Source organism: Rothia uropygialis (genome assembly GCF_004137765.1).
GTDB lineage: Bacteria > Actinomycetota > Actinomycetes > Actinomycetales > Micrococcaceae > Rothia.
In genome coordinates, this window is sequence record NZ_NOIS01000004.1 from 298,685 (window position 1) to 323,284 (window position 24,600).

A 24,600-nucleotide genomic window follows, 5' to 3' on the forward strand; every position below is an offset into this window, starting at 1 on the left:
ATTGACCAGTGTCAATCGGGGCCGTTGTGGCGATCGGAGAAGCGGGCCACAGGGCCGCCGGCGCCCCTTAGAGCTCGACGGTATCGCTTCCGCCCGCGGGTCGGTCACCGGTGAACTTCGACTTCACGATCTGAGCCAGAGAGGCGACCTTGCCGCCGGGCTGTCCCCAGAACTGAGCGGATTCGCCCACGAAGCGCATCAGACCCAAGTTCGGGTCTTCCTTGCCGCCCTCGAACCAAGCAGCGGCACCGTCATTCCAAAGCTGGTCGATCTTTTCCTTGTTGGCGTTCTCGAACTCGACGTGCCCGGAAACCGAAAGCCAGGATCCGACCTCGGCGAAGGCGAGGTTTACCTCGGAGGTCTTCATGAGGTCGTCGGCCAAGTCGCCGTGGAGGCCGATGAAGAACCAGGCCTCGGCATCGTCGGTGACTTCCTGCGGAGTCATCGGGTGGGAGTGGAGTTTGCCGTCATCCTTGGAGACGGAGGTCAGCATGACGAAACGCTCGCTGCGCATGATCTCGACGATCTTTTCCTGAGTTAGGTCAGACATTGCGGTTCCTTTCAATCGTGAAATGCGGCGCGTTGGCTCTGCCCCTATCATCGTCCGTCCCGACCCCGTCTGGCCAGAGCCGTCCAATCCTTTTGCTCACAGTGGAACCCCTTCCGCCTCCCCTGCCTTGAGTTCGGCCCCCGCGCCGCGTTTACCGACGGAACAACCGCTGATTCGCGAATTCCACAATCCCCAGGCGGCCGAGCTCCCGTCCGTTGCCTGATCGCTTGACCCCTCCGAACGGAAGTTCCGCCGCACTACCACCAGGCATGTTCACGGATACCATCCCGACCTCAAGGCCTTCTCCCACTGCTTCGGCGCGCTCGGGGTCGCCTCCGAATACGGCGCCTCCGAGCCCGAATGGAGAGTCGTTGGCCATTTCAATCGCGTCTTCGTCGCTGTTGACCGAATACACGACGACGACGGGACCGAACAGCTCCTCATAGTAGGCGTCCATATCCGGGGTGATGCCGGTCAGCAGAGTCGGCGCGTAGTAGAAACCGGCACGATCCAGTCGCTTACCGCCGGTGACCAGGGTGGCTCCCTGGGATACGGCCCGATCGACCTGCTGCGCAATAGAGTCGACCGCGCTTTCCGAAGAAAGGGGCCCGAGCGTCGTCGAAAGGCTTTGCGGGTCACCCGGTGTGTAGCTCTTTTCGAGAATCCTTTTGACGGCCGCCACGAACGGGGCATATGCCTCTTCCATCACGATGAAGCGCTTGGGGGAATTGCAGGCCTGCCCCATATTTTCGAGTCGAGTTTCCACGGCGAGCGCCGCGATCTCCTCTATATTTTCTTCGTCGAGGACGATCAACGGATCCGAACCACCAAGTTCGAGCACGACCTTCTTCAATTCTTCGCCGGCGATCGAAGCGACCGAGGCACCTGCGGCTTCACTGCCCGTCAAGGAAACTCCGACGATCCGACGATCGCGGATGACAGCTTCGATGTCCTTCGACGCGATCAACAGCGACTGGTAGACATCCGGTCCGAGACCCGCCTCGGCCAGAACATCGGCAAAGGCCAATGCCGACCCCGGAGTCGAGGAAGCCGGCTTGATGAGAACAGTATTGCCCAGGACCAGGTTCGGCGCGGCCAACCGAGCGAGCTGGTACATCGGGTAGTTCCAGGGCATCACACCGAGCACGACGCCGGTCGGGCGGTACTGCACGTAGTCATCCTGCGTGGAGTCCTCGATACGGCCCTCTTCGAGCATCTCCGGCCCCTTGGAACCATAGAACTCGAAAATCTGGGAAACTATTTCAATCTCATCACGGGCGTCTTGGTGCCGTTTCCCCATCTCGCGGGTGATGACGCCCGCGAGCTCATCGGACTGGTCACGGAAAAGCTCGGCCGCTTTGAGCAGAGCACTCGACCTCTCGGACGGGGTAGCTTGCCGGTTGGCGCGGTACCCGTTGTGAAGGGTCTCCACGGCGAATTCGATGTCATCGCTTGTGGCGTTCTCGAATTCCTGGACGGTTTCGCCAGTGGTGGGGTTGATGATGGCGTACATACAGCTCCTCGACGTTGCGACGGTTGTGTCCATGACTCTTCCCGGTTTGCAGAAGACTTTCCAGGCACGACCATCATGAGAGATGAGGCAAAACCGGCGCTGTCTCTCATGCAAAAAGCCCCGCACCCTAATGGGTGCGAGGCTTTGAGCCAGGGTCACACGTTCCTTACTGGGGAATGATGAGTCCCTTGGTCTGCGAACGCGCGCGATCGAAACGCTCCTGGGCGTCGGCCCAGTTAGCGATGTTCCAGAAAGCCTTGACGTAGTCCGGCTTGACGTTCTGGTAATCGAGGTAGAAGGCGTGCTCCCACATATCCAGCTGCAGAATCGGGGTCTGAGCCAACGGAATGTTGCCAGCCTGCTGATCGTAGAGCTGGAACAGGTTCAGACGCTCGCCAATGGCGTCCCAAGCAAGAACGGCCCAACCGGAGCCCTGGATGCCGGTCGCGGTTGCGGTGAACTGCGCCTTGAATGCATCGAAGGAACCGAAGAAGTCGTCGATTGCTGCGGCGAGTTCACCGGTAGGCTTGTCGCCTCCGTCCGGAGACAGGTTGTTCCAGAAAATCGAGTGGTTGGTGTGCCCGCCCAAGTTGAAGGCGAGATCCTTCTCGAGCTGGTTCACGTAGGTGAGGTCGTTGCTCGAACGGGCCTCTTCCAGCTTTTCCAGAGCAGTATTCGCGCCCTTGACGTAGGTCGCGTGGTGCTTGTCGTGGTGCAGCTCCATGATGCGAGCCGAAATATTGGGCTCGAGAGCCGCGTAGTCGTACGGAAGATCCGGAAGTACGTACTGGTCAGCCATAACCAATCCTTTCAGTGATCCAGCTAATAGATCCACTGTCGACTTTAACACCCGCGATGGTTGCCCTCTAGGGAAACGTCACATCTTCCGCCGCCAGCGAAGATCGGCTGAACACGACGAGGCCGGGTCGACGTTGCACGCCGCGCGAGGGTTGCCGAGGACGCCTGTTCTCGGCGCCCCATCAGCCGGCCCGCGGAGTCGAGGTAAAGCGCGCACACGACCGGGACGATCAGCGAAGCAATCAACTCCTGGAACGGCACGTCCCACGGTCGCCGCGCAAACGGACACCGGATGGGAGGTCAGAGGCGCCAGTGGACGAAGAATTTTCGTGGCTCGTCGTTACTTCCGGCGTGCCTGTGGTTCGCCGGATGCATGCATACAACCACAACCCCACCCGGTGCGACGTCCTCAATCATGGCTCGGCCATCGCCGTCGACAAGGCGGTCAACCCATTTCTCACTCTGCGATAACCGAACTTCTCAGTGCGCAAGCGACAAGGAGAAACTGTGTTCCAGACCACATAAAGTTACACTCAATAGAGGAGTCATCGTGAAGGCTATCCGTCTCCACCAATACGGGAAGGATCCTGTGCTCGAAGAGGTCGACGAACCGGCCATCACCGACCCGTGGGGCGTCATCGTCGACGTCGGGGCTGCGGGCCTCTGCAGGACCGATCTGCACATTGTCGAAGGCCAATGGGAGCCGCTCCAGCACCCTCGGCTTCCCTACATTCTCGGCCACGAAAACGCGGGGCGAGTCCGTGAGGTGGGCAGCGCGGTGAACAACGTCAGCCCGGGTGACACCGTGATCATGCACCCCTTGACCAGTTGCGGTTTGTGCCCGCCCTGCCGACTCGGCCAGGACTCACATTGCGAGAATTCGACTTTTCCCGGTGTCAGCGTGGACGGAGGAATGGCCGAGCAACTGCTCACCAACGCCAGGGCAGTCGTCAAACTCGACAACGGGTTGGATCCCAAGGACGTGGCTGCCCTGGCTGATGCCGGGCTGACTGCCTATCACGCGGTTCGGAAGGCGGCGGACGTACTGTTCCCGGGAACCCACGCCGTCGTCATCGGCGCGGGCGGGCTGGGCCACATCGGTATCCAGACCCTTGCAGCCATCACGAGCGCCGAGATCACCGTGGTGGACCGGAACGAAGAAGCTCTTCAGCTCGCGAAGCAGCTCGGAGCGCATCACACGGTCCGCGCCGGCGACGACGAAGCCGTCGCATCGGAAGTCCTCGACATCACCGGCGGTGGCGCTCACATCGTCTTCGATTTCGTCGGCGAGCAGGGAGTTGAGCTATTGGCGCCCCGGCTCATGCGCAATCGCGGGTCGCACTACGTCATCGGGTACGGCGGTCAAGTGAAGCTGCCGACGATCGAGATCATCAGCCGGGAAATCAACGTGATCGGCAACCTGGTCGGCACGTACAACGACCTGGTCGAGCTGATGACGCTCACGGCCCAAGGGAGGGTCGAACTCCACACCTCCGTCTACCCCCTCGATGCCGCCCTGGATGCCTTCCATGACCTCGACGCCGGCCGACTGGTCGGACGCGGAATCCTCGTGCCTTGAACTGAAGAGACGACCAATAGGAGCTGAACAATGACGTTCCCAGCAAAATACCCACAACTCAATGAGATGGAACTGACGGACGACGCCCATGACGTGCTCATCCGAGTGCTCCGTGTGGCTTTTCCCCATCCGACGTTTCCGGATGGTCCGTACGAGCGGACCGCAGCCAAGATCCTCGTCGAGGCCAAGGAATCGACCTGGTTCCGTGTCGCCCTGACCCAAGGGCTTCTCACACTGAGCCAGTTGGCGGGCGGAGATTTCAGGAATCTCGACGACGACGCCGCGACGAGCGTGCTGCGCCGCATCGAAGCGACGGCGTTCTTCGGGTTCATCCGGCGCACGACCGTGCTCAACCTCTACGACGACCCCGAGGTCTGGGAAGTGCTCGGTTATGAGGGGCCGAGCTTCGACAAAGGCGGTTACATCAACCGCGGTTTCAACGATCTCGACTGGCTGCCCGAGCCCCGGATCGAAACCTACGACGGAGAGCCCCTGCCGGACATCGCACCGAATGCGGTGCTCGCGGCCACCGGCAAATCACCGACTGGCGGCCAACAAACCGATACCAGCAACCAGCCAGGGTCCCAGGAAACCGTGATGAGAAAGGTTTCGAAGTGAACATCGACCGGAATGAAGAAGCCGTCGTCATCGTGGGCTCAGGTGCGGGCGGGGGCACCCTCGCCTACGAGCTGACCAAACAAGGCATACCCGTCGTCATGCTCGAGGCCGGACCGTATTTGCGCAATGAAGACTATGTGAACAACGAGTGGGAAGCTTTCAACCAGATGGCGTGGCTCGATCCACGGACAACAAGCGGATCATGGCGCATAACGACCGATTTCCCGAACCTTCCCACCTGGATCGTGAAAGCAGTGGGCGGTACCACCACGCACTGGTCGGGTGCGACTCCGCGCTTCAAAGAGCACGAGTTCAAGGCCCGGAGCACATACGGCCGCGTGGAGGGAGCGAACCTTCTCGATTGGCCGATCACCAAGGAGGACCTGGACCCGTATTACGACCGTGCCGAGATCGCGATGGGATCGACTCACACCCACGGGCGCAAGCCATTGCCCGCGAACAACAACTACAAGGTTTTCGCGAACGGTGCTGAGCGTATCGGTTACAAGCATTACGCGACCGGTCCCTACGCAACCAACGCCGAGGAATACGACGGCCGGCCCGCATCCATCCAGGACGGTTTCAATTTCCAAGGCGACAAGAACAAATCGAAGTGGTCGACCCTGGTTCGTGAAATCCCGCGGGCCGAGGACTCTGGCCTGTTGGACCTGCGCTCCGACTGTCAGGTCGTCCAGATCACCCACGATGCCTCAGGACGAGCCGATTCCGTGCTCTACCTCGACGAAGAGGGGAACCTGCACCGGCAGGCTGCGAAGCTCGTGGCAGTCGCAGGCAATTCCATCGAGACCCCGCGGTTGCTCCTGATGTCGGCAACGCCCATGTTCCCTGATGGGCTCGCGAATTCGTCGGGCCAGGTCGGGCGCAACTACATGCGGCACACGACCGGCTCCGTGTACTCACGGTTCGACAAGCCGGTGCGCATGTACAGGGGCGAGACGATGGCGGGCGTCATCGCCGACGAATCCATTCATAACCCTGACCGTGGATTCGTTGGAGGCTACTACCTCGAGACGATCTCGCTCGGCCCCGCGTTCTTGGCCAGTTTCGCCGATCCGGGTGCCTGGGGCGCGGACTTCGCCGAAATCATGGATTCCTATCTCAATACGGCCGGTCTGTGGGTCATCGGCGAAGACATGCCGCAGGAATCGAACCGGATCACGCTGAATTCGGCGGTCACCGACAAAAACGGTCTGCCTGTCCCGAACGTTCATTTCGACGATCACGCGAACGACGTCGCGATGCGGGACCACGGGTATCAGCAAGCCGAAAAGCTCTACGACGCCGTCGGTGCCCTCGGTTCCCACCGTGCGCCGCCTTACCCGTCAACGCACAACCTCGGGACCTCGCGGATGAGCGCTCGTCCCGAAGACGGCGTGGTCGACCAGTGGGGACGCGCTCACGACATCCCCAATCTGTTCATCAGCGACGGTTCGGTCTTCACCACCGGGGCCGCGGCGAATCCGACGCTGACCATCGTCGCGCTGGCTATCCGCCAGGCCGAGTACATCGTCAACCAGCTGAAAACCGACGGCGTCTAAGACACCAGAACTTCACCAATATATGAGGAGAGACCATGACCAATACATCCCCGTACGATCAGATCGCAGAAGTTGCCTCGTTCGAGGTAACGAGCACCGACTTCTCCGATGGCGGAACCTTGCCCGCCGCCCAAGTCAGCGGAATTTTCGGCGCTGGCGGAAAAGATATCAGCCCACAGCTGTCCTGGAGCGGTTTCCCCTCCGAGACGAAGAGCTTCGCCATCACCGTGTACGATCCCGCGGCCCCAACCGGTAGCGGTTTCTGGCACTGGGCCGTCACCGATGTTCCCGCCTCGACGACGTCGGTGCCGAGTGGCGCCGGCGGAGACGAGGGTCAGGGCCTGCCCGACGGAGCCATCCAACTGCGCAATGACGCGAGCCTCTCCCGCTACCTCGGTGCAGCGCCGCCAGCAGGTCATGGTTCCCATACGTACTACATCGCGGTTCATGCCCTCGACGTCGAGACCCTCGACATCGGATCCGATGCCACGCCGGCGTTCCTCGGGTTCAACATGTCCGGGCACACCATTGCCCGGGGCGTGCTGACCGGTACGTTCGAGGCCGAATAGGGCCGCCGACCGAACCGCCCGCCCTGTCCAGAAGAGGGGCGGGCGGGCGTCGGGCTTCCGACCCATGTCTTATTCGCAGTGACTGAAATGTACGGAAGAGGAGTGAACGTGACCGTCGAGAAAAGGACCTCCGCGAAGCCGTCATCGCCTCGTGATTCGAGCGTTCAGACCATTGAGCGAACTCTCGCTATCCTCGAGCTCATCTCCGAACGCGGTGGCGCGACGGCTCGAGAAATTTCGGACGCGCTCGAATATCCCCTCCCGACCGTTTATCGGCTGATACAAGCGCTCGTGCAGGCCGACTATCTCACTCATCTGCGTTCGGAGCATCGGTTCGAATTGGGATTCAAGCTCGATCGGCTCGGAGCCTCGTTGCACCGCCAAGTCGGCGTCCCAACGATGGTCCGCTCGGAGATCCAGATCCTGCACGACTACGCCAAAGCTGCGGCGTATTTCGCCATATACCGAGGATCCGGCGTGGTGCTCGCTTACGTCGTGGACAGTCCCCGGTACCCACGACTTCGACCCCTTCGATTCGGATTTCACGAAGCGGCCCACGCAACGGCCTTCGGCAAGATCATGCTGTCCGGAATGTCGAAGGCCCAGCTCGATCAGTACCTCGAGGCCCACGGAACCTCGGACCTGACTCCAACGACCATCACGGATCGGGGCAAACTGGAAGAGCATCTTGCCGAAGTCGCGAATCGGGGCATCGCCTGGGAGAAGGAAGAATTCATCCCTGGCATGACCTGCGCGGCGATCGGTGTTCGCAATGGTGCAGGCATGGTCGTGGGCTCCGTAGCCATCAGCACCCCCTCCCAGGACACGGATCCTGTCCGAGAAAGAGAACTTGAACGGCGCCTTCGGGACACCGCGAACCGAATCAGCCGTTACTACCGCACGACGCAAGCACCCATCGCGTAGTTCAGGTGCCGGTACCTTTTCGAGGTGAGCATAGACTGGTTTCTGTCTCCCTCGCGTCCCAAAGAAGGAGTCAATGCGGGCTGGCTCGAGAATTTGGCCGGGTTCAAAGTCGAGGTCGCCGACGAGCGATAGTTGGCAATAAATGAGTCCCAGCATTTACGTTTCAGTGATTTTGGAACTCTTCAGCGCCCGTTCATTCAGACTGCGGACTTTTCGTCCGTCTCGGCCGTGAGCGGTTCCGCCCGCCAGACCGCTATCGTTCCGGGCCGTACAGATGCTCAGGGCGGCCGGTCGAGCCGTAGTGGAGGGTCACTGTCACGGATCGGGATTCGGCGAGTTTAACCAGGTGGCGCTGCGCGGTGGCGCGGGAAATTCCCACCGCTTCAGCAACCTCGGCTGCCGACATGAGCCCGCGGGCAGCCCGCAAAACATCCAAGACCCTTCCCGACGTCGAGGACCCCGGCACGGGTGCGTTGGCGCTCGACCCTCCGCTCTCGGTCAACGAGCGAAGGGCACGGTCCAAACTCGACTGGTCCAAACGGTCCCGATCCAGCAATCGACGATACCGGGAATACCGGCGGAGGAAACCTTGGAGATGCGCGGCGTCGAACGGCTTGAAGATGTAGGTCAAGGCGCCGGCCCGCAAGGCCGAGCGGACCACCGAGGCGTCCGAAACTGCCGAGAGGATCGCGGCATCGACCTCGAATCCCCGCAAGAGTTCCACCCCGTTTCCGTCCGGAAGCACGTAATCGGCCAAGAGAAGGTCGACCTCGCCGCATCCCAGGACCTCGCGCGCCGCCCGCGTGTCACGGACGGGGTCAAGGGCCTCGAACCCCGCTGTCTGGTTGACGTATTCACAGTGCAATTGGCCGACGTAAAGGTCGTCGTCGACCACCAAAACATTCGTCATGACTCCATCTTCTCTTCCAAGACACGCGGCAGTTCCAAACCGAAACTCGCACCGCCCATTCGCGGATCCTTCCCTTCGACCAACCACACGCGCCCGCCTTGTCGCCTGGCCACCCGGCGACACAAAGCCAGACCAATGCCCAGGCCGTGGGCGTCATCGACCGAGGTCCCGCCGCCGGTGACACCTTCCTGGAATGCGCGCTCGCCTTCTTCCGGAGAATCGATCCCGGCGCCCGTGTCCGTGACGACAGCGTGAAGTGCCTCGCCGTCGCTCAGCAGCTGAAGCTCGACCGCTTTGGAGGGCCTTTCCCCTTGGACCGCCGCACGAACCGCGTTGTCAATGAGGTTGCCCAAGATCAGCGTGACATCTTCCGGTTCCCGGACCCGGCCAAGGACCAAGGAATCCTCCGAGATGCGCAGCTCCACGCCGACTTCGGAGCTCGTGGTGCTCTTGGCCTCCGCAAGAGCTCGAAGATACGGGTCGTCGACATGTTCGATCCCCTTCACGGGGGCCCCGATCGGGCCGGTCCGCAGGATCTCGGCCAGATAGCTCTCCGCCTCGTGGTGCGCGCCCGTGGTCACGAGTCCCATAACCGTGTGAAGCCGATTCGCGAACTCATGTCTTTGCGCCCGCAAAGCATCGGCCATGGTGGTGACGGATTCGAGTTGACGAGACATCGTCAGGATCTGGGTCTCGTCACGCAGGGTCACGACGCCGCCGACCGAGATGTCCCCGCGTCGCACCTGAACCGCCGTCGCAAGGAGGATTCGGTCTCCGACCGAGATACGCCGCCGCAACTCGGAGCTCCCGGAATCGTGTTCACCCAGGACTTCTCCGACCATCTCCCGGATCTCTTCGGGTATGCGCACCTCATCGGTCGGGTATTCCGAATATCCCAGCAGGTCCCGGGCGGTTTCATTGCTCAAGGTCAGCCGCCCGTCCGGGGAGAATCCGAGGACACCGTCGTCCAGCCCGCGTAGAACTGCCTCCTGGTGACGCGCCATTTCGGCCAGTTCTTCGGGTCCGATCCCCAAAGTCTGGCGCTTGAGACGCCGCCCCAGCGCCAGCGAAGCCACGATGCCGACGACCAACGCCACCGCTGCGAGCGCCCCGATGACCCACAGCTTTCGACGTACTTCCGCCCCGACGGCGGAGGTACGTACTCCGACGGAGACCTCCCCGACCACGGTGCCGTCATCGGTCGCGGAATAGATCGGAACCTTTGCCCGGACGGTCTCTCCCAAGGTGCCTTCATCGTGGGTGGTTTCTTCCTTGCCGGATAATGCGACGTCGGGCGATGTGGAGACTTTCTTGCCCAGCAGCGATGCGTCCGGGTGCGCGAGTCGTAGTCCACGGTTGTCCGTCACCACCACGAAATCAACATTGTTGCGGGACCGAATATCCATCGCGAGTGCCTGCACGTTGCTTGATCGGAGGGCGTCCGGATCGGCGCCCTTCTGGGCAGACGCACGGGTAGCCCCGCTCCTGACCTGCGATTCCGCGGCCAAGGTCCGCGCTATGGAAAGGGCTTGCGTCTCGGTGGTGTCGGTGACCGTGCGGGCCCCCAGCCACGCGAATGTTGCGGCCGCGAGCGTCAGCACCACGATGATGACGGCCAGTTGGCTCGTCAGCACGCGGCGCGAGAAGGAATCGGAAGGTCGCGGCATGCGCCCAGCTTAGATGATCGATCCCAAGGGGCGCTGAGGGCGGGAACCAGCGAGAGAAAGGGATCATGTCCGGAATCGGCTCCTCCGTAGCGCCGCATCGGGCGGGGACCGTGTTGTCACTGGTTCGTGGAGGTGTCAGCTGCGCAGAAGACAACTTCCAGTGAAACGCGCGGGACTTTGGTTCCAAGCGGTCTCCGCTGCCCGAAAACCGCAAGTGCGACCGATATCCTTCCAGGTTCCCGCCCCACCCGCTTCGATGGATTGAGGCTAGGCTGGGTCCATGGAACCATCCGCTCCCGGAACCGTTGTCCACCCGTGAACCGGCTGACTCGGGCTGTACTGCGCTTATTCGCCGCGCCCCGGCTCAACGTCCGTGAGGACTATGAGAAGGTCCGGCGGCTGCAACGTCGGCTGGCCTCGCTGCTGATGCCACCGTCTCGAACCCCACGCTGGCAGCCCATGCCCGATGACAAGAGACTCCATGCCCAGGTCCGGATTTTCCGGCCGAAAGAACAGCGGCGCGACGATGTCCTCGTCTTCTTCCACGGAGGCGGCTGGGTCACCGGGGACAGCGAGACGTACACTCCGACGTGCAGCAGGATGGCGGACCTCACCTGCTGTACCGTGGCCTCCGTCGACTACAGGCTCGCCCCCGAGTACCCGTTCCCGGCGGGACTGGAGGACTGCTACGACGTCGCCCGGCTGCTCCTCGAGGAGCCGGAACGAGTGGGCGCCGCGGATGCCAGTCAGATCGTCTTGGTGGGTGACTCCGCCGGGGGAAACTTTGCTGCCGTCATCTCATCCCTGCTGCGAGAACGCGGTCATCGCGGCCCGAGTCGACAGATCCTGATCTACCCGGTGACCCACTGGGCCCACGATCCGGAGACCTCCCCGTTCGCCTCGGTGCGCTATCACGGCGGGGACTACCGGCTCACCAACACCGAGGTCGAGGACTACTTCGACCTCTACGTCCCTGACCGGGACCGGCGTCGCGGCGCGCTTGTCGCTCCGCTGATGGCGACGGACCTCTCCAAGCAACCGACAACCCTGGTGATCACGGCGGAGCTGGATTTGTTGCGCGATGAGGGTGAGGCATACGGCCGGGCCCTGGCCGACGCCGGGAACGCAGTGCGAATACACCGGGTGGGCGGGGCGTTGCACGGTTTCATCTCGCTGCCCCGGTTCTCCCGGTCGGTCCAAGAAGCCTACGAGGTGATCAACGAATTCCTCAGCAACGCTCCCGTCGCCGAGGAACAGCCCGATCCGCAGGAGCCCGCGTGACCCACCGGGACTGGGTACGGCTCGACAACGCCTCCAACATTTTCCTCGCCGCCCGAAGCGCTTCCGACCCCAAAGTGTTCCGCTTGAGCGCCGAGGTGGACCACGACGTGGACCCGCAACTATTGCAGGAGGCCCTGGACGAAACCTACGACCGGTACCGGCTTTACCATGCGGTGCTGCAGAGCGGTCTGTTCTGGTACTACCTGCAGGACAGCGACCTGCGCCCGGTCGTCGCCGAGGACAAACAACACATTTGCGCCCCCATCTACCAGGCGGGTCGGCGCACTCTGCTGTTCCGTGTGGTCTACCATCACCGACGGATCATCCTCGAAGTATTCCACGCCCTGTCCGACGGCACCGGCGCGTCATGGTTCCTCTCCGACTTGGTGAACGCGTACATCCGGCGGCGGTACCCCAACCAGGGTCCTCCGATCGAGGGCGCCCTCGAAGCCAACGCATCACGAGCCGAGCCCGGTCGGAGCGATTCCGGTTTCCAGGTCGACGATGGCGCGTCTGACGATTCGGCCGAACCGGCAGGTGGCCTGCCCACCGACAGTTTCGAGCACTACTTCCTCCGCCGGCGCAAGTCACCCGCTTCTGGATCCACTTTCAGTCGTGCCGCCGTGCCGCCTGCGCTCGCCATCGATGACAATGCCCAGCCATCAGGTGCTCATCGGGCGGGCGGCCGGCCACGCCGCCCCTCGAAGAAAGTGCACCGAGTCAAGGGAACCCGTACCCCTGACAACCGCACGCGCGCCGTCGAGCTCACCATGTCCGCGGCGGAGGTGCTCGACCTTGCGCGCGCCGAGGGCGTCTCGATCACGATGTATCTGACTGCGTTGTTCTTCGAGTCCATTCGTCTGTCCTCGGACGGTCTGGGCAAGAACCGAACTCTAGCGGCGTCAGTACCGGTGAATCTGCGCCAATTCTTTCCCTCGACGTCAGCGCGAAATTTCTTTGCGACCGTCCGTGTGGAACATACCTACGGTGAAGGCGACGACGATCTCGGCTCAATCTGCAAACAACTTGAGAGCCAATTCCTCCCCCAGGCCACCAAGGAAGCGCTGGAGAAGAAACTGAGATGGTTCATCCGGGCCGAGCGGATGCCCGGGTTGAGGATCATACCGCGCCCGCTCAAAGACGTGTTCCTGGGGCTGATCAACAGGGGAAGCAACCGCAGCCTGAGCGTCGCGGTCTCGAATTTGGGGCGCATGAGCCTGCCCGAGCCGGCCGAATCACATGTGGGTCGGATGTTGTTCCAGGTCTCCGCGGTCCGCCCTCAGTTCTGCGCGACGTCCCACGCCGGGTTGCTCACCATCAGCTTCACTTCACCGTTCACGGAGACCGACCACGTCAAGGAATTCGCCCGGATGCTCACCGCCAACGATATCGATGTGACGGTCGCCGCGGAACGCGTGACCGAGGCGGAAATCGCCGAAGGAGAATCATGAGACGCTGCACCGAGTGCGCCGTCGATATCGAGGGCACGTGGACCCTGTGCCCCTTGTGCGGAACCCCTGTCGCGGGCGAGACGGTTCCGAGTCCGATGCCGACGGTGCCGCTCACCTTCTCACGGCGACGGGTGCTGAAGGTGTTGTTCCTGACCTCAATCGCGGTCATCGCGGCGTCCTTGGCCGCCCAGCTCCTGCTGGGCCGGGGGCCCGAGGGCTTCGGAGTTCTGCGCTCTTCCTGGTTGGGGGTGACCGCTATGTGGCTTGTGGTGCTCATGGCAATACGCAAACGACGCAACGTCGCCAAGGGCACCGTCTACCTCGTTGTCCTGATCGGCCTGGTCTGCGTGTACTGGGACTACCTCACCGGCTGGCGCGCATGGTCACTGACGTACGCGGTGCCGATCGTCTGCGCTTCTTCCATTGTTGCCTTGCTCATCACGGTCTGGGTAATGCACCTCGAGGTGGCGGAGCACATCCTCTACAGCGGTTTGACGGTACTTCTGGGCCTGGCACCCATTGGGTTCCTCGCTTTCGGCTGGGTGACGAACCCACTGGCGTCAGCTATTTGCGGCGCTCTCAGCGTCATCACTCTGGTGGTGTTGCAACTTGCCAGGGGCGCTGAGGTGCGCCGCGAACTCGTCAGACGATTGCACCTTTAGACCTTGACCCAACGACGAGTGGGTCGGGTCGGATCACCATGACGTGAAAGTCCAGAAATACATCGCCGCCCCGTGCCGCTGACGCCGGCGACGCCGAGAGGACCTGGGATGCTGCGCCGCCCCCGTCCCCGCGGCACCCCGCGTTACGGGGCACCGAAACACCCGCCTCCGCCTCGGACTGACATGCGCAAAATATGCACACGCTTCTCAACGGGCTCACTCGGACCCATGGGGTACCCGGGCGAGGCCTAGCGGCATTTCTCCTCGCGCACGATCCGGGTGATGCGACCCACCATGTCGAGTCGCTTCTCGACGGTCGCGTCACCGGGGGCCTGAATCTTGGCTCCTGCATAGCTGAGGTGACTTCCTGCCGCTAGGAGACAGCGTCTTACTTCGCCGGAGTCCAGAAGGGACGTGGGCTCGTCCTCGGCCAGCGGCAGGTGCGCGTCAGCCCACGCATCACCGTACTGATTCGCCGACGGGCCGGCACCCGAAAACATGATTCCCTCGAGCAGCCCGGCCTCGACGAGAGCCCGGATCTGGCTGAGCGCCCGGTCAGGGTCGTGCGCCTCGATGACCGAACGACCCCAATTGATCGTCATGCCGACTCCCGCCTCCAGGGCGAGGGACATTTCCTCTTCCAGGGACAGGAAACGTTTCTCCCCCGCGATCCCGGGGCTGTATGCGTCACAATGCTCCACAATGACTCTTGTGGACCACGAGCCATCGGCAGGCGAGCTCGAGAGGACCTCCTCGAGCGAACGAGCGAACATTTCCGGGGCGGATAGCTTCGAGGGAGCAGTGTGAATATGGAGGGCATCAACGGATTGTTCACCCGTGAGTTGATTCAGTTCTTCCGCGGCACAACGAGCGCGCCGGAAATGATCCAGTGCGGCCCGACGGCCGTCCGGATCCGGCGACGCGAGCCCAAACTTGGCGTAGGCGCCCACGTTGATCATGGTGCCGGGAATCAAAGTCAGAACCGACTGCGTGAAGCGACCGCGCATTTGATCGGCGAGCCACTGTGGATCGTCAACGAGCTCGTCGCGGAAAGGTATCTCCAGGCCATCGGCGAGTTTCCGACCGGCAAGGTCTGCGTAGAACGTCTCCTGGTCTCGCGGCGAAGCAGGAAGGCAAGCATAGGCACCGACAAGAACGGCAGGCCGAGACGTCCGCACATCCACCTGAGGCTCAGAAGATGGCTGTGTGGCGCCTTTTTGACGGGTCGGAGATGCATCTGGAGTGCGATTGGCGCATTGTTCCCCCATCATGCCGCCTTGGCGTCGAGTGCACGCTCGATCGGATCATAATGGGAGACGATCGCGGCACGGAAGGCCTCGACGTCACCGTCCTGGGCGGCTTCGAGCATCAACCCATGCGCCCGAGCCGTTTGCTCCAGATCCGCCGCCACAGACAGACCCAGCTTGGGGACCACCGATGTGTGCACGTCCCAGAAGGCCGTCACCAGCTGCCCGACAAGTGGGTTTTCAAGCCGTTCCAATAGGCCTGTATGGAACGCTCGATCATGTTGCGGAAAAGCTCGCCCTTTGGCCGCCAACGCCACCATCTCATCGACCAGGGAATGCAGCTCCGGATTGGATGTGCCGGCCAGGCTGGCCACAATCTGCTCGGCCAAACCACGGTCGAGGGCTTGTCGAACCTCCACGACGTCCCTCAGGGCACGCAGGTCGTCTCCCGGACTCAGTACACCGCGGAAAACGAGGGTCTCCACGAGAGCATCCAGAGACATCTCCCCGACGTAGGTGCCATGGCCGCGTCTGATGACGACGATGTCCAGAGTCGACAGCGTGCGAATGGCCTCCCGCACGCTGGAGCGAGAGACCCCGAGGTACTCGCACAACTCATTTTCTGTGGGCAGAAGATCCCCTGGCTGAAGACCTTCGGCCAGGATGAAGTCCTTGATCCGGTCCGCTGCCGTTGCCTTCCGTGCGTCGCCTGGAGCAAGCGACGCCTCGGAGATGAGCGTCGTAAATCTCCGTGGTGGAGCCGTCGACATCATGGCCTCCTCGAGTTTCGGGTTCGCCTTCCACTTTACCCAACATCAGACGTCAGACAATGCGCGCTGGACTATCCGACGTGCCGGTGACTTCAACGATTTCAGGCTGGGCACCGACCGACATCGAGCTTTTCGGTCGGTCACCGCAGGGGAACAAACATCTCACGCGGTGCGTGTGTGAGCACAATGCGCACAAGGTGCTCAATGAGCAGAAAGCGATCAGTGAGCACAAGCGCGCACCACCTTCCCAGGTTTCCCTAAGGTGTATTCCGCATCACAACACACTTCGAAGGAGAAGCCCGTGATCGTCCTTCTCGGATTCGTCATGATTCTGGTCTTCATGGCCCTCATCATGACCAAGAAACTTTCGCCAGTTCTGGCACTCATTCTCATCCCGACCATCTTCGGACTCTTCGCCGGGGCTGGGCTGGGCATCGGCGACATGGTCATGGATGCCATTGAGTCCATGTCCTCGACGGCCGCGCTGCTGCTCTTCGCGATCATCTACTTCGGCATCATGATCGACGTCGGGCTATTCGACAAACTCGTCGAATTCATCTTGCGCTTCTGCGGCCACGATCCGGTCAAGGTGGTGCTGGGCACCGCCGTACTGACCGGGGCGGTGTCATTGGACGGTGACGGCTCGACGACGTTCATCGTGGTCACGGCCGCGATGCTGCCGATTTATCAGCGCCTCCAGATGTCTCCGGTGATTCTGACCTGTACCGCGGGACTGATCAATGGAACGTTGAACATCGTTCCGTGGGGCGGGCCGACGGCTCGCGCCGCCTCGGCCCTGCACTTGGATGCGAACGCGATCTTTGCACCCATGGTGCCCTCGCTCGTCGTCGGCCTCATCGTAGCTTTCGCCTTCTCATTCCTGCTGGGCCGCTCGGAGCGCCGTCGCCTTCAGAAGAAGGGCGTGGCTTGGGTCGAAGGCGCAACGCACGACGTCGAGACCACAGGATCCGACTCTTCCGCAGCGCGTCATGGTTCGGGCCCGATCGGCTCCCACTCGGCGCCCGGAGACGGAGAAGGTTCGGCCACCCAGACCTCTTCGGGAGGGCCTGCAACCCAGGCCCTGGTGATCAACCAATTCGACGGCGAAGGACAGGCCGCCTCGACGCTGACCGACACCGCCTTGGACCCGAACCGTTCGACCCTCCGCCCGCGTCTGTTCTGGTTCAACCTGGTTCTGACGGTTGCGATCATGGTCCTACTCATCATGGACGTTCTCCCCCTGCCCTATCTGTTCATGATCGGTACCGTGGTGGCCCTGTTGGTCAACTTCCGTGGCGTCAAGGAACAACAGAAAGAACTCGCATCCCATGCGACCTCGATCATTTCGGTCGTGGCCATGGTCATGGCCGCCGGTGTCCTGACCGGCGTGATGAGCGGTACCGGCATGGTCGACGGCATGGCGGCATGGCTCGTAGACGTCATTCCCTCCTCGATGGGCCCGTACCTGGCCGTCATCACCGGCATCCTGTCGATTCCCATGACGTTCTTCATGAGCAATGACGCTTTCTACTTCGGAATCCTTCCGGTTCTCACCGAAACCGCGTCTCACTACGGAATCCCTGCCACCGATATGGCCCGTGCCTCGATCACCGGACAACCGGTTCACCTCCAGTCACCCCTCGTTCCGGCCATCCTGCTGCTTGTTTCGCTCTCCGGGGTGGAACTCGGCGACCACCACAAGAAAGTGCTGTGGCGAGCGCTGGTCGTCTCGCTGGTCATGCTGGCCGTGGGCGTGCTGGTCGGCGTCGTCGCGATCGGCAGCGCCTAGTCGATACTCGGTCCACCCCAGAAGGAGCACATCATGACGGATTTCTATTCGAAACCTTCCCGCTCGATGCCGGAGCCCTCGCTGAGAGTCTCGTCCTCGGACGGGATCGACCGCGCCCCACGCACCGTCGTCGTGGGGTACCGCACGGATGCGAGCCCGAGGGTCTTGCGGGAAGCGATCGCCGCGGCCGACCGCGAAAAGGCGGCGCTTCGCGTGGTCGTGTACGCCACGGACAGCACCACAAGCCCCTCTGCGAGCCGCATCGAAGTCGTCAAGGAAGTGTCCCTGCAGATCATCGAAGCAGGGCTGGAGTTCGAAATTCAGCGCCCGGGGGACGACGTCGCGGATCAGCTCCTCGATCTGGCCGTAGAGCACCATGCCAAGCTGATTGTCCTGGCAACTCGACGCCGGTCCCCAGTCATGAAACTATTTCTCGGCTCGAGCGCCCAACGGGTGATCCTTGAGGCGGAGTGTCCTGTGCTGACGGTCAAATAGAGTAGCGCAGGGCCTGGCCCGGGGAGAATTGAAAGACCGTTTGGCACGCGGTGGGCGTCACAGACTCCACTTCTCCCCGCGATAGGCCGATTCCCAGAACATTTCCTCGAAGCGGGAGGCGTCCAGGAAAACCTCTCGCATGCGTTTCCGGACGGCGTCGGTGCCCGAGGCCGCTGCCTCCTCCACCAGGCCGATGGCCTTTTGGGTGGCCTCCGCAAAAGCAGGATCGCCGTATTCCTCTACCCACCGGCCATAGGGATGATCCTTCACCGCGGCCGAATGATCCGACAGTCGCCGCCCCACGTCCGCGTAGATCCAGAAGCATGGCAACACGGCGGCGGCGCCAACCTCGTAGGGTTCGTAAGCACAAGCTGCGAGCAACGTGTACATGTACCCGCGCGTGGTCGGCGAGGGTGATTCCGCTCGAGGGCAACCGGCGAGGAGAGGATCGTTCATGAGTTGGGAATGCAGCACTTTCTCCTCGGCGACCGCGGTGTTGGCGCAGCCTGCCCAGAACCCGGCAGCTTCCGCGGTCGGCGCCTTCGAGGCCAACACGGCCAGGGCCCGCGAATAGTTGCTCAGGTAGAATGCGTCCTGGCAGATGTATTCCACGAAGATCTCCGGGGCCAGAGTGCCCTCGCCCAGTTGACGCAGGAACTCCAGGTCATTCACTCGCCCCAAAATCCCGGAAGCATCTTCCCACAGTTGCCTCGTGAATTCTCCCGTGGCCCACACGTCATGATTCGTCGCTGATTGATTCATCGGATCGCTTTCCTTCATCGGAGGATCTGGGCCAAGTGGTTGACGGGGCCATGACCTTGCTCCGGCAACCGTGAGAGTTCCCAGCACGCGCCGTCCACTAGTGCCCGGGTCAAGAAGTTCTTGCCATCTCTGCTCGCAGCCGTCAGAGCAGCATCGTCGATCGTTCGGTCCCCCGGATCGGCCTGGTGCACGGCCCACCGCGCGGAAAAAGCCGCGATCGCCGAGGAGAGGGTGCACCCGGTTCCGTGAGTGTTCCGTGTTTCCACGCGGGGCGCAGTCAATTCGATAACGGTCGGTTCGCCCGCCGGAGCTCCCGGCACGCCGTCACCGGGAGACTGCCTCGGAGATATCGCGAGAACATCCACGGCTTCCCCGTCTCGTAGGTGCCCTCCCTTGAGGAGGACTGCACGGGGCCCCAACTCGAGAAGCTCTGCGGCCTGGGACCGCATGTCCTCGAGCGAGTCGGCAACACGGTCGGGATGTCCCAACAACCGAGCACTTTCCGGGAGGTTCGGGGTGATGAGGTCCGCGAGAGGCAAAAGCTCGGCGCGGATCGCTGCGTCGGCGTCCTGGCTCAGGAGGGTGTCTCCGCTCGTGGCCACCATGACCGGGTCGAGAATCACGGTCCCGAAGCTGTCACGCCGCTCGCTCATGAGGCCTGCGAGCGAACGAACCACTTCCCCGGTTCCGAGCATCCCGATCTTGGTGGAATCCACCGGCACGTCATCGATGACCGCCTCGATCTGAGAGACCACGAAGTCTTCCGGAACGTTGTGTACCCCTCGGACCCCAACCGTGTTTTGGCTGGTCAACGACGTCATACAAGCGCACCCATAAGCCCCGAGGGCACTGAAGGTCTTGAGGTCGGCCTGGATTCCGGCCCCACCCGAAGGGTCCGAACCGGCAATGGTCATGGCGACGGGCGGGCGCATCACGAATCACGTCCTCTGTTGAGTGTCATGGTGGCGAGGCTCAGCAATTCGGCCGCCGCCTTTCTGGGATCTTGGGCGGCAGAGATTGCGGAGACGACGCACAGGCCGTCAATGGGCGCGCCTGCCAATTCAGTGGCAGTTGAGGGATTGATTCCTCCTATGGCTACGCTCACGAGCCCTCCCGTCCGGGCTATCTCCGCGCATTCGGATACCCCATCGGGCCCCAGGGCCGGGGCGGCGTCGGTTTTGGTGGGAGTGGTCCAGGCCGGGCCGATGCCCAGAAGGTCCGCGTGACGTTCAGCCACCGCGGCACGGACCTCATCCGGCGTCGAAACCGACAGCCCAACCATGAGGTCGGGGCCGAGCGCCGCACGCGCATCAGCCGCGGCGGCGTCGGATTGTCCGACGTGGACGTTGAGCCCCAGATCTGCGGCCACACTCAGTCGATCGTTGACGAACAGCTGGGCGGACCTGCCCGAGTCCTGCTCGGCCCGACGCATCTGATGGTCGCAAGCGCGCGCCAGATCGGCGAAGCGACCATCCGATAGCTCTTTGTCGCGGACCTGCACTACACCGACGCCGCCCATCACGGCCTCGTACACGACGTGCGGTACGCGGTCGAGACCACCACACAGCTTCGTATCCGTCACAAAATACAGTGAGAAATCAGTCGCGGGAGGTATCACTGGGCTTCCTCGTGAACCTCGACAAGGCGGCCAATCCCGGCCGGGGAGAGCTCGTAGAGCGAATCGATCCACCGCACGTGGAAGGACCCGGGACCGTCGGCGATTCGACCTGCCAAGGAGCCTGCGGCGCCCGCATGGGCATGGGCCGCCAAAACAGCGTCATGGTCGGCCAAACCAGCCGCACGGGCGGCTCCGAGATACGCCGCGACCGTGGCCCCGAGCGAGCACCCCGTCCCGATGACCAGCGGCATGAATTCGTGACCGCTGGTCAGCCACGTGGTCCGGTTCGCGGAGACGATCACATCGCGCTCCCCGGAAATCGCGACGACGCCGCCGGTGGTGTCTGCGAGGGAGCGCGCGGCATCGAGGGCAATTTCCACGGCATCGGTCGACTCGACCCCGCGGCCGCCACCTCCCTGTCCGGCCAGGGCGACGATTTCGCTGGCGTTGCCGCGAATCGCAGTCGGACGCTGGGCAACGAGATCCCGGGCGAATTCGGTGCGCAGGGGAAGGCCGCCGACCGCCACCGGATCCAGAACCCAGGGCACACCCGCAGATCCCGCGGTTTCGACTGCGGCCCGAATTGCCGCGATCTGATCTTCCGAGACCGTCCCGACGTTCACGAGCACCCCGTCGGCCATCCCAGCGAAGATGCGCGCTTCCTCGGGGTGTTCGACCATTGCGGGCGAAGCCCCGACGGCGAGCAGAACGTTGGCCGTGATTTCTTTGACAACCGCGTTGGTCAAGCAATGGGCCAGGGGCGATGACCCTCGAACGGCCTCGGCCGGGCCGACGATGCCGCGGGAGGCGCGGTGATTTTCCGGTGAATCAGTCATGGTGACGATCCCTTCGCTAGTGCTGGCTAGATCAGGTTCAAAGGGTCTTATCTCAGCCGAACGGGGCACCCCTTGTCACTGTCGGCGCGCCATTGCGCCTCCCATCACTTTAGCTCGTGTCCCGCGGATGAAAACCGTCCCTGAAAGGTCACGCAACGCCGCCAGCACGTTTTCCCACGGCCCGGAGGGTTTATCCACAAGAACTATCCACAGTGTGGAGAACTTACACAAATGTGACTCCACGAAACCCACGTCGATTCCCAACCGGTGGGTTCGCGGACGCGTCCCACGGCGCAAACCTTGTCATTGCAGTGTGTACGTGCGGGTATTTTTCCATAGCCACGCCGCAATCTGGGCCCCTGGCGTCGCCCACAGACGCCTCACGAACCTCAAACACAGATTTTTATCCCCACCTGTGGATAACTTTTCACACAGCAGGTGGAGAAATCGGCCGCTGAGGTCACTTCCCTGTGGAAGGTTATGGATATCTGTGGACAACTTCCGCATGACGTTGTTGACGCGATCATGGTCCGGGGAAACCTCGCATTCGGTCCGGGGTGAGAGCGTTGTAACGCGATTTCTCCTTGCGTTCCGCGGCATCATAGGCCCCCGGAATGTCTGGCGGCTCGCTCCTCCCTCCTCGCCCGATCCGCATGAACATGCGGAACCCACCCCGACCGCACACTGGCCGTCAACACTTTATCCACACACATGTCCCCAGCCGTGGACAACTTACACTTCTGTAGTTCGAGCAGCCTTTTCTGCGATATTCGATCCCGGGACCTAGGGAGAAGCGTCGTGTTTTATTCTCCCCAACGTACTTTTAGGACAGATGTTCGAGTTGTACACATCGTTGTGCACACCTGTGGATAACTTTCTCCACCGCCTGTGTGGAATCGCCCCGAATCGAGAGAGCTTTTTGCCCCCGTTCGCGCCCCGAAGACAGTTCGGTCCAGGCCCTTCGCGCATAGCCGCATTCCCTTCGCACATGTCCCTGCCCCGAGACCCGTTGCAGCACCTACGATCGAGGCATGAGCACATTGAGCGACCATCTACGCAGCCTGCCTTCTTTCCCTCAGGACCTCCCAGTCCTCGACCCGGAACGGGTTCCCGAAGATCCGATGGACCTTTTCCTGGAGTGGTTCAACGAGGCGATCGGGGCGGGAAACCGTCAACCACACGCGATGACGTTCACGACCATCAAGAACGGAGACACCCCAGTCGGACGCACGCTCATCGTCAAAGACATCGACGATCGAGGATTCCAGTTCTCAACGCATCAGACCTCGCGCAAGGGGCAACACATCGATCAGAACCCCCGCGCATCAATGATCTTCTTCTGGCGCGAGTCGGGCCGGCAGGTCAGGGTCACGGGCAACGTCGTTGCCCTGAGCGACGAGGAGTCCCAGCGCGATTGGGAGCAACGACCCAGCTATACCGGCGAGCCCAATCCGGACTGGCGGCTCTATTCCCTCGCTCCCACGGAGTACGAATTCATGCAGGCTCGCGAGGACCGGAATCACTCCCGCGTGGAATACACCCGGGATGGTTCCGGGTGGGAAAATCACCGGGTCACGACGCCAGCGGGCTAGATTCGGGCCAACGGCCCGGGTTCCTGCGGTCTATTCTGAGTAGTCATGGACCTGGAATTGCGGCATCTCCGTGCGTTCGAGGCGGTCGGCCGGAAGAAGTCGTTCACGGCCGCCGCCCGCAGCCTGCACATCACCCAACCGGCCTTGAGCCGAACCATCCAACAGTTGGAGGCTCGCCTCGGCGGGGTTACTCTGCTGGACCGGTCTTCCCGTTCCGTAGACCTGACTCCTCAGGGGCAAAGGTTATTCGAACGAGTCAGGGTCATCCTCCGGGATATCGAGGACGCCATCGCCGAGGTTCATGAGTCGGAGGAGCTTCGCATTGGTTTCCCATGGGCCCTCCCCGACCCGTGGATTTCCCGGACCTTGGCAGCCTTCGAGCGTTCCAGCGGCATCAGCACGCATCTGACCAGGCATGATGACGTACGCTCCTCATTGCTGAACCACGCCGTGGACGTTGCTCTCACGCGGCAGAGCCTCACGGGGACAGAAATCGAAACATTGGAACTCTTCCGAGAACCGCGTGTCGCCGCTGTCAGCACTGGGAGCCCATTGGCCCGGCGAACATCGATCCCCTGGAAAGAACTCGGCCGACATCCCGTGGTGGTCAATACGCTGAGCGGCAATACGCGGCCGGCCCTCTGGGAGCCCGGGCATAGGCCTGCTTCAATCATCGAATGCGCCAATTACGACGAATGGATCACCCTGGTCGCAGCAGGCAAGGGTGTGGGCGCAACACCGGCCTCGGCTGCGGCGTCGTACGGGCACTCGAGGGTTGCATTCGTCCCACTCGACGAAGCCCCACCCGTGCCCCTCTGCCTGGCGTGGCGCATGGGCTCGAGCTCCCGCGCGATCCAGGAGTTCAAGAAAGCCGCGCTCTCGACTCTCCCCCGCCGCCCAGAGGATCGGGCCTAGGCTCTAGGCGAAAGCTCCCCAACCACGACGTCCCTCGAGTGCGCCAGCGATCGCGAATCGACCGGGACCCAGGAGAAAAACAGCGAGCGAAGCGAGGGCCAGCACCAGAACGGATTCGTATCCGCCGTCCGCGGCGAAAAACCCCTGGGAACCGTGAACGAAATAGATCGCCCCGAACATATCGATAGCCAGAACCAGCCCAGCAAGCCGAGAGAGCACACCGACGATCAAGGCGATACCGCCGATCAACTCGGCATAGGCGGCCACCGCAGCGGAGAGCTCAGGGGATGGAATTCCCATTTGCTGGAAGTTCGCGGCGGTTCCGTCGAGGGTCCACTCGTTGAACTTTTGCAGACCGTGCATCAAGAAGACTATGCCCAGGCCAACACGCAGAAGCAGGAGGCCCAGAGGCGCGGACAAGGTCGGATTCTGTGGGTAACTCATAGTTTTTTCACTTTACAGGTAAAGTAGTTTGGTGGGGGTCTTCCGTGACGA

24 protein-coding genes and 1 riboswitch are annotated in these 24,600 nt (G+C 62.2%); of the genes, 12 read left to right on the forward strand and 12 right to left on the reverse strand.

The features are described 5' to 3' along the window. Positions 1-67 precede the first annotated feature (67 nt). The 3 genes from EWV35_RS10650 to EWV35_RS10660 form a co-directional block, all read right to left on the reverse strand. Entirely contained in the window at positions 68-550 is a 483-nt protein-coding gene (locus tag EWV35_RS10650; RefSeq protein WP_129661696.1) for a pyridoxamine 5'-phosphate oxidase family protein, read from the reverse strand. Between the two features lie 151 nt (positions 551-701). Beyond that, positions 702-2,063 (reverse strand): NAD-dependent succinate-semialdehyde dehydrogenase, encoded by a 1,362-nt coding sequence (locus EWV35_RS10655; RefSeq protein WP_129661698.1) that lies wholly within the window; start codon positions 2,061-2,063, stop codon positions 702-704. Between the two features lie 166 nt (positions 2,064-2,229). Beyond that, complete coding sequence (locus EWV35_RS10660) at positions 2,230-2,862, reverse strand: superoxide dismutase (protein ID WP_129360271.1); 633 nt, start codon at positions 2,860-2,862, stop codon at positions 2,230-2,232. A gap of 549 nt (positions 2,863-3,411) precedes the next feature. On the opposite strand from EWV35_RS10660, the gene EWV35_RS10665 reads away from it, so the two are divergent. From EWV35_RS10665 to EWV35_RS10685, 5 genes are all read left to right on the forward strand, one after another. Next, on the forward strand, positions 3,412-4,440 hold the full coding sequence (locus EWV35_RS10665; protein ID WP_129661700.1) for an NAD(P)-dependent alcohol dehydrogenase: 1,029 nt from the start codon (positions 3,412-3,414) through the stop codon (positions 4,438-4,440). Positions 4,441-4,470: 30 nt separating this feature from the next. Further along, positions 4,471-5,058 (forward strand): hypothetical protein, encoded by a 588-nt coding sequence (locus EWV35_RS10670; protein WP_193554105.1) that lies wholly within the window; start codon positions 4,471-4,473, stop codon positions 5,056-5,058. Continuing rightward, positions 5,055-6,617, forward strand: coding sequence for a GMC family oxidoreductase (locus EWV35_RS10675; protein WP_129661702.1), 1,563 nt, complete (start codon positions 5,055-5,057; stop codon positions 6,615-6,617). Before EWV35_RS10670 ends, EWV35_RS10675 begins: the two co-directional genes overlap by 4 nt. Before the next feature lie 35 nt (positions 6,618-6,652). Beyond that, positions 6,653-7,186, forward strand: a complete 534-nt coding sequence (locus EWV35_RS10680) for a YbhB/YbcL family Raf kinase inhibitor-like protein (RefSeq protein ID WP_129661704.1) — start codon at positions 6,653-6,655, stop codon at positions 7,184-7,186. Between the two features lie 108 nt (positions 7,187-7,294). Further along, entirely contained in the window at positions 7,295-8,110 is an 816-nt protein-coding gene (locus EWV35_RS10685) for an IclR family transcriptional regulator (RefSeq protein WP_165168523.1), read from the forward strand. Positions 8,111-8,363: 253 nt separating this feature from the next. On the opposite strand, the gene EWV35_RS10690 is transcribed toward EWV35_RS10685, so the two are convergent. Both EWV35_RS10690 and EWV35_RS10695 read right to left on the reverse strand, forming a co-directional pair. After that, on the reverse strand, positions 8,364-9,020 hold the full coding sequence (locus EWV35_RS10690) for a response regulator (RefSeq protein WP_129661708.1): 657 nt from the start codon (positions 9,018-9,020) through the stop codon (positions 8,364-8,366). After that, positions 9,017-10,687 (reverse strand): ATP-binding protein, encoded by a 1,671-nt coding sequence (locus EWV35_RS10695; protein ID WP_129661710.1) that lies wholly within the window; start codon positions 10,685-10,687, stop codon positions 9,017-9,019. The genes EWV35_RS10690 and EWV35_RS10695 overlap by 4 nt, the downstream gene beginning before the upstream one ends. A gap of 315 nt (positions 10,688-11,002) precedes the next feature. Between EWV35_RS10695 and EWV35_RS10700 the strand changes: the two genes are divergently transcribed. From EWV35_RS10700 to EWV35_RS10710, 3 genes are read left to right on the forward strand one after another with little or no spacing between them, the layout of a single operon-like run. Then, positions 11,003-11,968, forward strand: a complete 966-nt coding sequence (locus EWV35_RS10700) for an alpha/beta hydrolase (RefSeq protein ID WP_129661712.1) — start codon at positions 11,003-11,005, stop codon at positions 11,966-11,968. After that, on the forward strand, positions 11,965-13,419 hold the full coding sequence (locus tag EWV35_RS10705) for an alcohol acetyltransferase (RefSeq protein ID WP_129661714.1): 1,455 nt from the start codon (positions 11,965-11,967) through the stop codon (positions 13,417-13,419). Before EWV35_RS10700 ends, EWV35_RS10705 begins: the two co-directional genes overlap by 4 nt. Then, entirely contained in the window at positions 13,416-14,081 is a 666-nt protein-coding gene (locus EWV35_RS10710) for a DUF6320 domain-containing protein (protein ID WP_129661716.1), read from the forward strand. The genes EWV35_RS10705 and EWV35_RS10710 overlap by 4 nt, the downstream gene beginning before the upstream one ends. 248 nt (positions 14,082-14,329) lie before the next feature. Here EWV35_RS10710 and EWV35_RS10715 read toward each other — a convergent pair whose 3' ends face one another. Continuing rightward, positions 14,330-15,259: a DUF4862 family protein gene (locus EWV35_RS10715; protein WP_238654409.1), complete on the reverse strand. Its 930-nt coding sequence runs from the start codon at positions 15,257-15,259 to the stop codon at positions 14,330-14,332. Between the two features lie 89 nt (positions 15,260-15,348). Beyond that, positions 15,349-16,101, reverse strand: a complete 753-nt coding sequence (locus EWV35_RS10720) for a FadR/GntR family transcriptional regulator (RefSeq protein ID WP_238654412.1) — start codon at positions 16,099-16,101, stop codon at positions 15,349-15,351. 298 nt (positions 16,102-16,399) lie between these two features. Here EWV35_RS10720 and EWV35_RS10725 point away from each other — a divergent pair, with 298 nt between their 5' ends. After that, a complete protein-coding gene (locus EWV35_RS10725; RefSeq protein ID WP_129661718.1) occupies positions 16,400-17,887 on the forward strand; it encodes a CitMHS family transporter in 1,488 nt (495 codons plus the stop codon). A 33-nt stretch (positions 17,888-17,920) separates the two neighbouring features. After that, positions 17,921-18,382, forward strand: coding sequence for a universal stress protein (locus tag EWV35_RS10730; RefSeq protein ID WP_129661720.1), 462 nt, complete (start codon positions 17,921-17,923; stop codon positions 18,380-18,382). A 57-nt stretch (positions 18,383-18,439) separates the two neighbouring features. Here EWV35_RS10730 and EWV35_RS10735 read toward each other — a convergent pair whose 3' ends face one another. The 4 genes from EWV35_RS10735 to thiM all read right to left on the reverse strand — a co-directional run bounded on the left by EWV35_RS10735 (position 18,440) and on the right by thiM (position 21,598). Next, the gene (locus tag EWV35_RS10735; RefSeq protein ID WP_129661722.1) at positions 18,440-19,144 is read right to left on the reverse strand and encodes a TenA family protein; all 705 of its coding nucleotides are present in this window, start codon (positions 19,142-19,144) and stop codon (positions 18,440-18,442) included. 14 nt (positions 19,145-19,158) lie between these two features. Continuing rightward, positions 19,159-20,076 carry a bifunctional hydroxymethylpyrimidine kinase/phosphomethylpyrimidine kinase gene (thiD, locus tag EWV35_RS10740; RefSeq protein ID WP_129661925.1) on the reverse strand — a complete coding sequence of 306 codons (918 nt, stop codon included), beginning with the start codon at positions 20,074-20,076 and terminating at the stop codon, positions 19,159-19,161. Further along, entirely contained in the window at positions 20,076-20,726 is a 651-nt protein-coding gene (gene thiE / locus EWV35_RS10745) for a thiamine phosphate synthase (protein WP_165168525.1), read from the reverse strand. Before thiE ends, thiD begins: the two co-directional genes overlap by 1 nt. Before the next feature lie 32 nt (positions 20,727-20,758). Then, entirely contained in the window at positions 20,759-21,598 is an 840-nt protein-coding gene (thiM, locus tag EWV35_RS10750; protein ID WP_129661736.1) for a hydroxyethylthiazole kinase, read from the reverse strand. Next, a riboswitch (TPP riboswitch) is annotated at positions 21,589-21,681 on the reverse strand. Its footprint overlaps the gene before it by 10 nt. A 948-nt stretch (positions 21,682-22,629) precedes the next feature. Between thiM and EWV35_RS10755 the strand changes: the two genes are divergently transcribed. Both EWV35_RS10755 and EWV35_RS10760 read left to right on the forward strand, forming a co-directional pair. After that, positions 22,630-23,190, forward strand: coding sequence for a pyridoxine/pyridoxamine 5'-phosphate oxidase (locus tag EWV35_RS10755; RefSeq protein ID WP_129661738.1), 561 nt, complete (start codon positions 22,630-22,632; stop codon positions 23,188-23,190). Positions 23,191-23,235: 45 nt separating this feature from the next. Next, positions 23,236-24,105, forward strand: coding sequence for a LysR family transcriptional regulator (locus tag EWV35_RS10760; RefSeq protein WP_129661740.1), 870 nt, complete (start codon positions 23,236-23,238; stop codon positions 24,103-24,105). 3 nt (positions 24,106-24,108) lie between these two features. Here EWV35_RS10760 and EWV35_RS10765 read toward each other — a convergent pair whose 3' ends face one another. Continuing rightward, positions 24,109-24,549, reverse strand: a complete 441-nt coding sequence (locus EWV35_RS10765) for a DoxX family protein (RefSeq protein ID WP_129661742.1) — start codon at positions 24,547-24,549, stop codon at positions 24,109-24,111. Positions 24,550-24,600 lie beyond the last annotated feature (51 nt).

Bases quoted from the DNA above. Each gene is read 5' to 3' on its own strand.
- EWV35_RS10765 (WP_129661742.1), bottom strand. From the start codon at position 24,549: ATGAGTTACCCACAGAATCCGACCTTGTCCGCGCCTCTGGGCCTCCTG.
- EWV35_RS10670 (WP_193554105.1), top strand. From the start codon at position 4,471: ATGACGTTCCCAGCAAAATACCCACAACTCAATGAGATGGAACTGACG.
- EWV35_RS10755 (WP_129661738.1), top strand. From the start codon at position 22,630: ATGAGCACATTGAGCGACCATCTACGCAGCCTGCCTTCTTTCCCTCAG.
- EWV35_RS10735 (WP_129661722.1), bottom strand. From the start codon at position 19,144: ATGAATCAATCAGCGACGAATCATGACGTGTGGGCCACGGGAGAATTC.
- EWV35_RS10660 (WP_129360271.1), bottom strand. From the start codon at position 2,862: ATGGCTGACCAGTACGTACTTCCGGATCTTCCGTACGACTACGCGGCT.
- EWV35_RS10720 (WP_238654412.1), bottom strand. From the start codon at position 16,101: ATGATGTCGACGGCTCCACCACGGAGATTTACGACGCTCATCTCCGAG.
- EWV35_RS10710 (WP_129661716.1), top strand. From the start codon at position 13,416: ATGAGACGCTGCACCGAGTGCGCCGTCGATATCGAGGGCACGTGGACC.
- thiM (WP_129661736.1), bottom strand. From the start codon at position 21,598: ATGACTGATTCACCGGAAAATCACCGCGCCTCCCGCGGCATCGTCGGC.
- EWV35_RS10760 (WP_129661740.1), top strand. From the start codon at position 23,236: ATGGACCTGGAATTGCGGCATCTCCGTGCGTTCGAGGCGGTCGGCCGG.
- EWV35_RS10730 (WP_129661720.1), top strand. From the start codon at position 17,921: ATGACGGATTTCTATTCGAAACCTTCCCGCTCGATGCCGGAGCCCTCG.
- EWV35_RS10680 (WP_129661704.1), top strand. From the start codon at position 6,653: ATGACCAATACATCCCCGTACGATCAGATCGCAGAAGTTGCCTCGTTC.
- EWV35_RS10695 (WP_129661710.1), bottom strand. From the start codon at position 10,687: ATGCCGCGACCTTCCGATTCCTTCTCGCGCCGCGTGCTGACGAGCCAA.
- EWV35_RS10655 (WP_129661698.1), bottom strand. From the start codon at position 2,063: ATGTACGCCATCATCAACCCCACCACTGGCGAAACCGTCCAGGAATTC.
- EWV35_RS10690 (WP_129661708.1), bottom strand. From the start codon at position 9,020: ATGACGAATGTTTTGGTGGTCGACGACGACCTTTACGTCGGCCAATTG.
- EWV35_RS10650 (WP_129661696.1), bottom strand. From the start codon at position 550: ATGTCTGACCTAACTCAGGAAAAGATCGTCGAGATCATGCGCAGCGAG.
- thiD (WP_129661925.1), bottom strand. From the start codon at position 20,076: ATGCGCCCGCCCGTCGCCATGACCATTGCCGGTTCGGACCCTTCGGGT.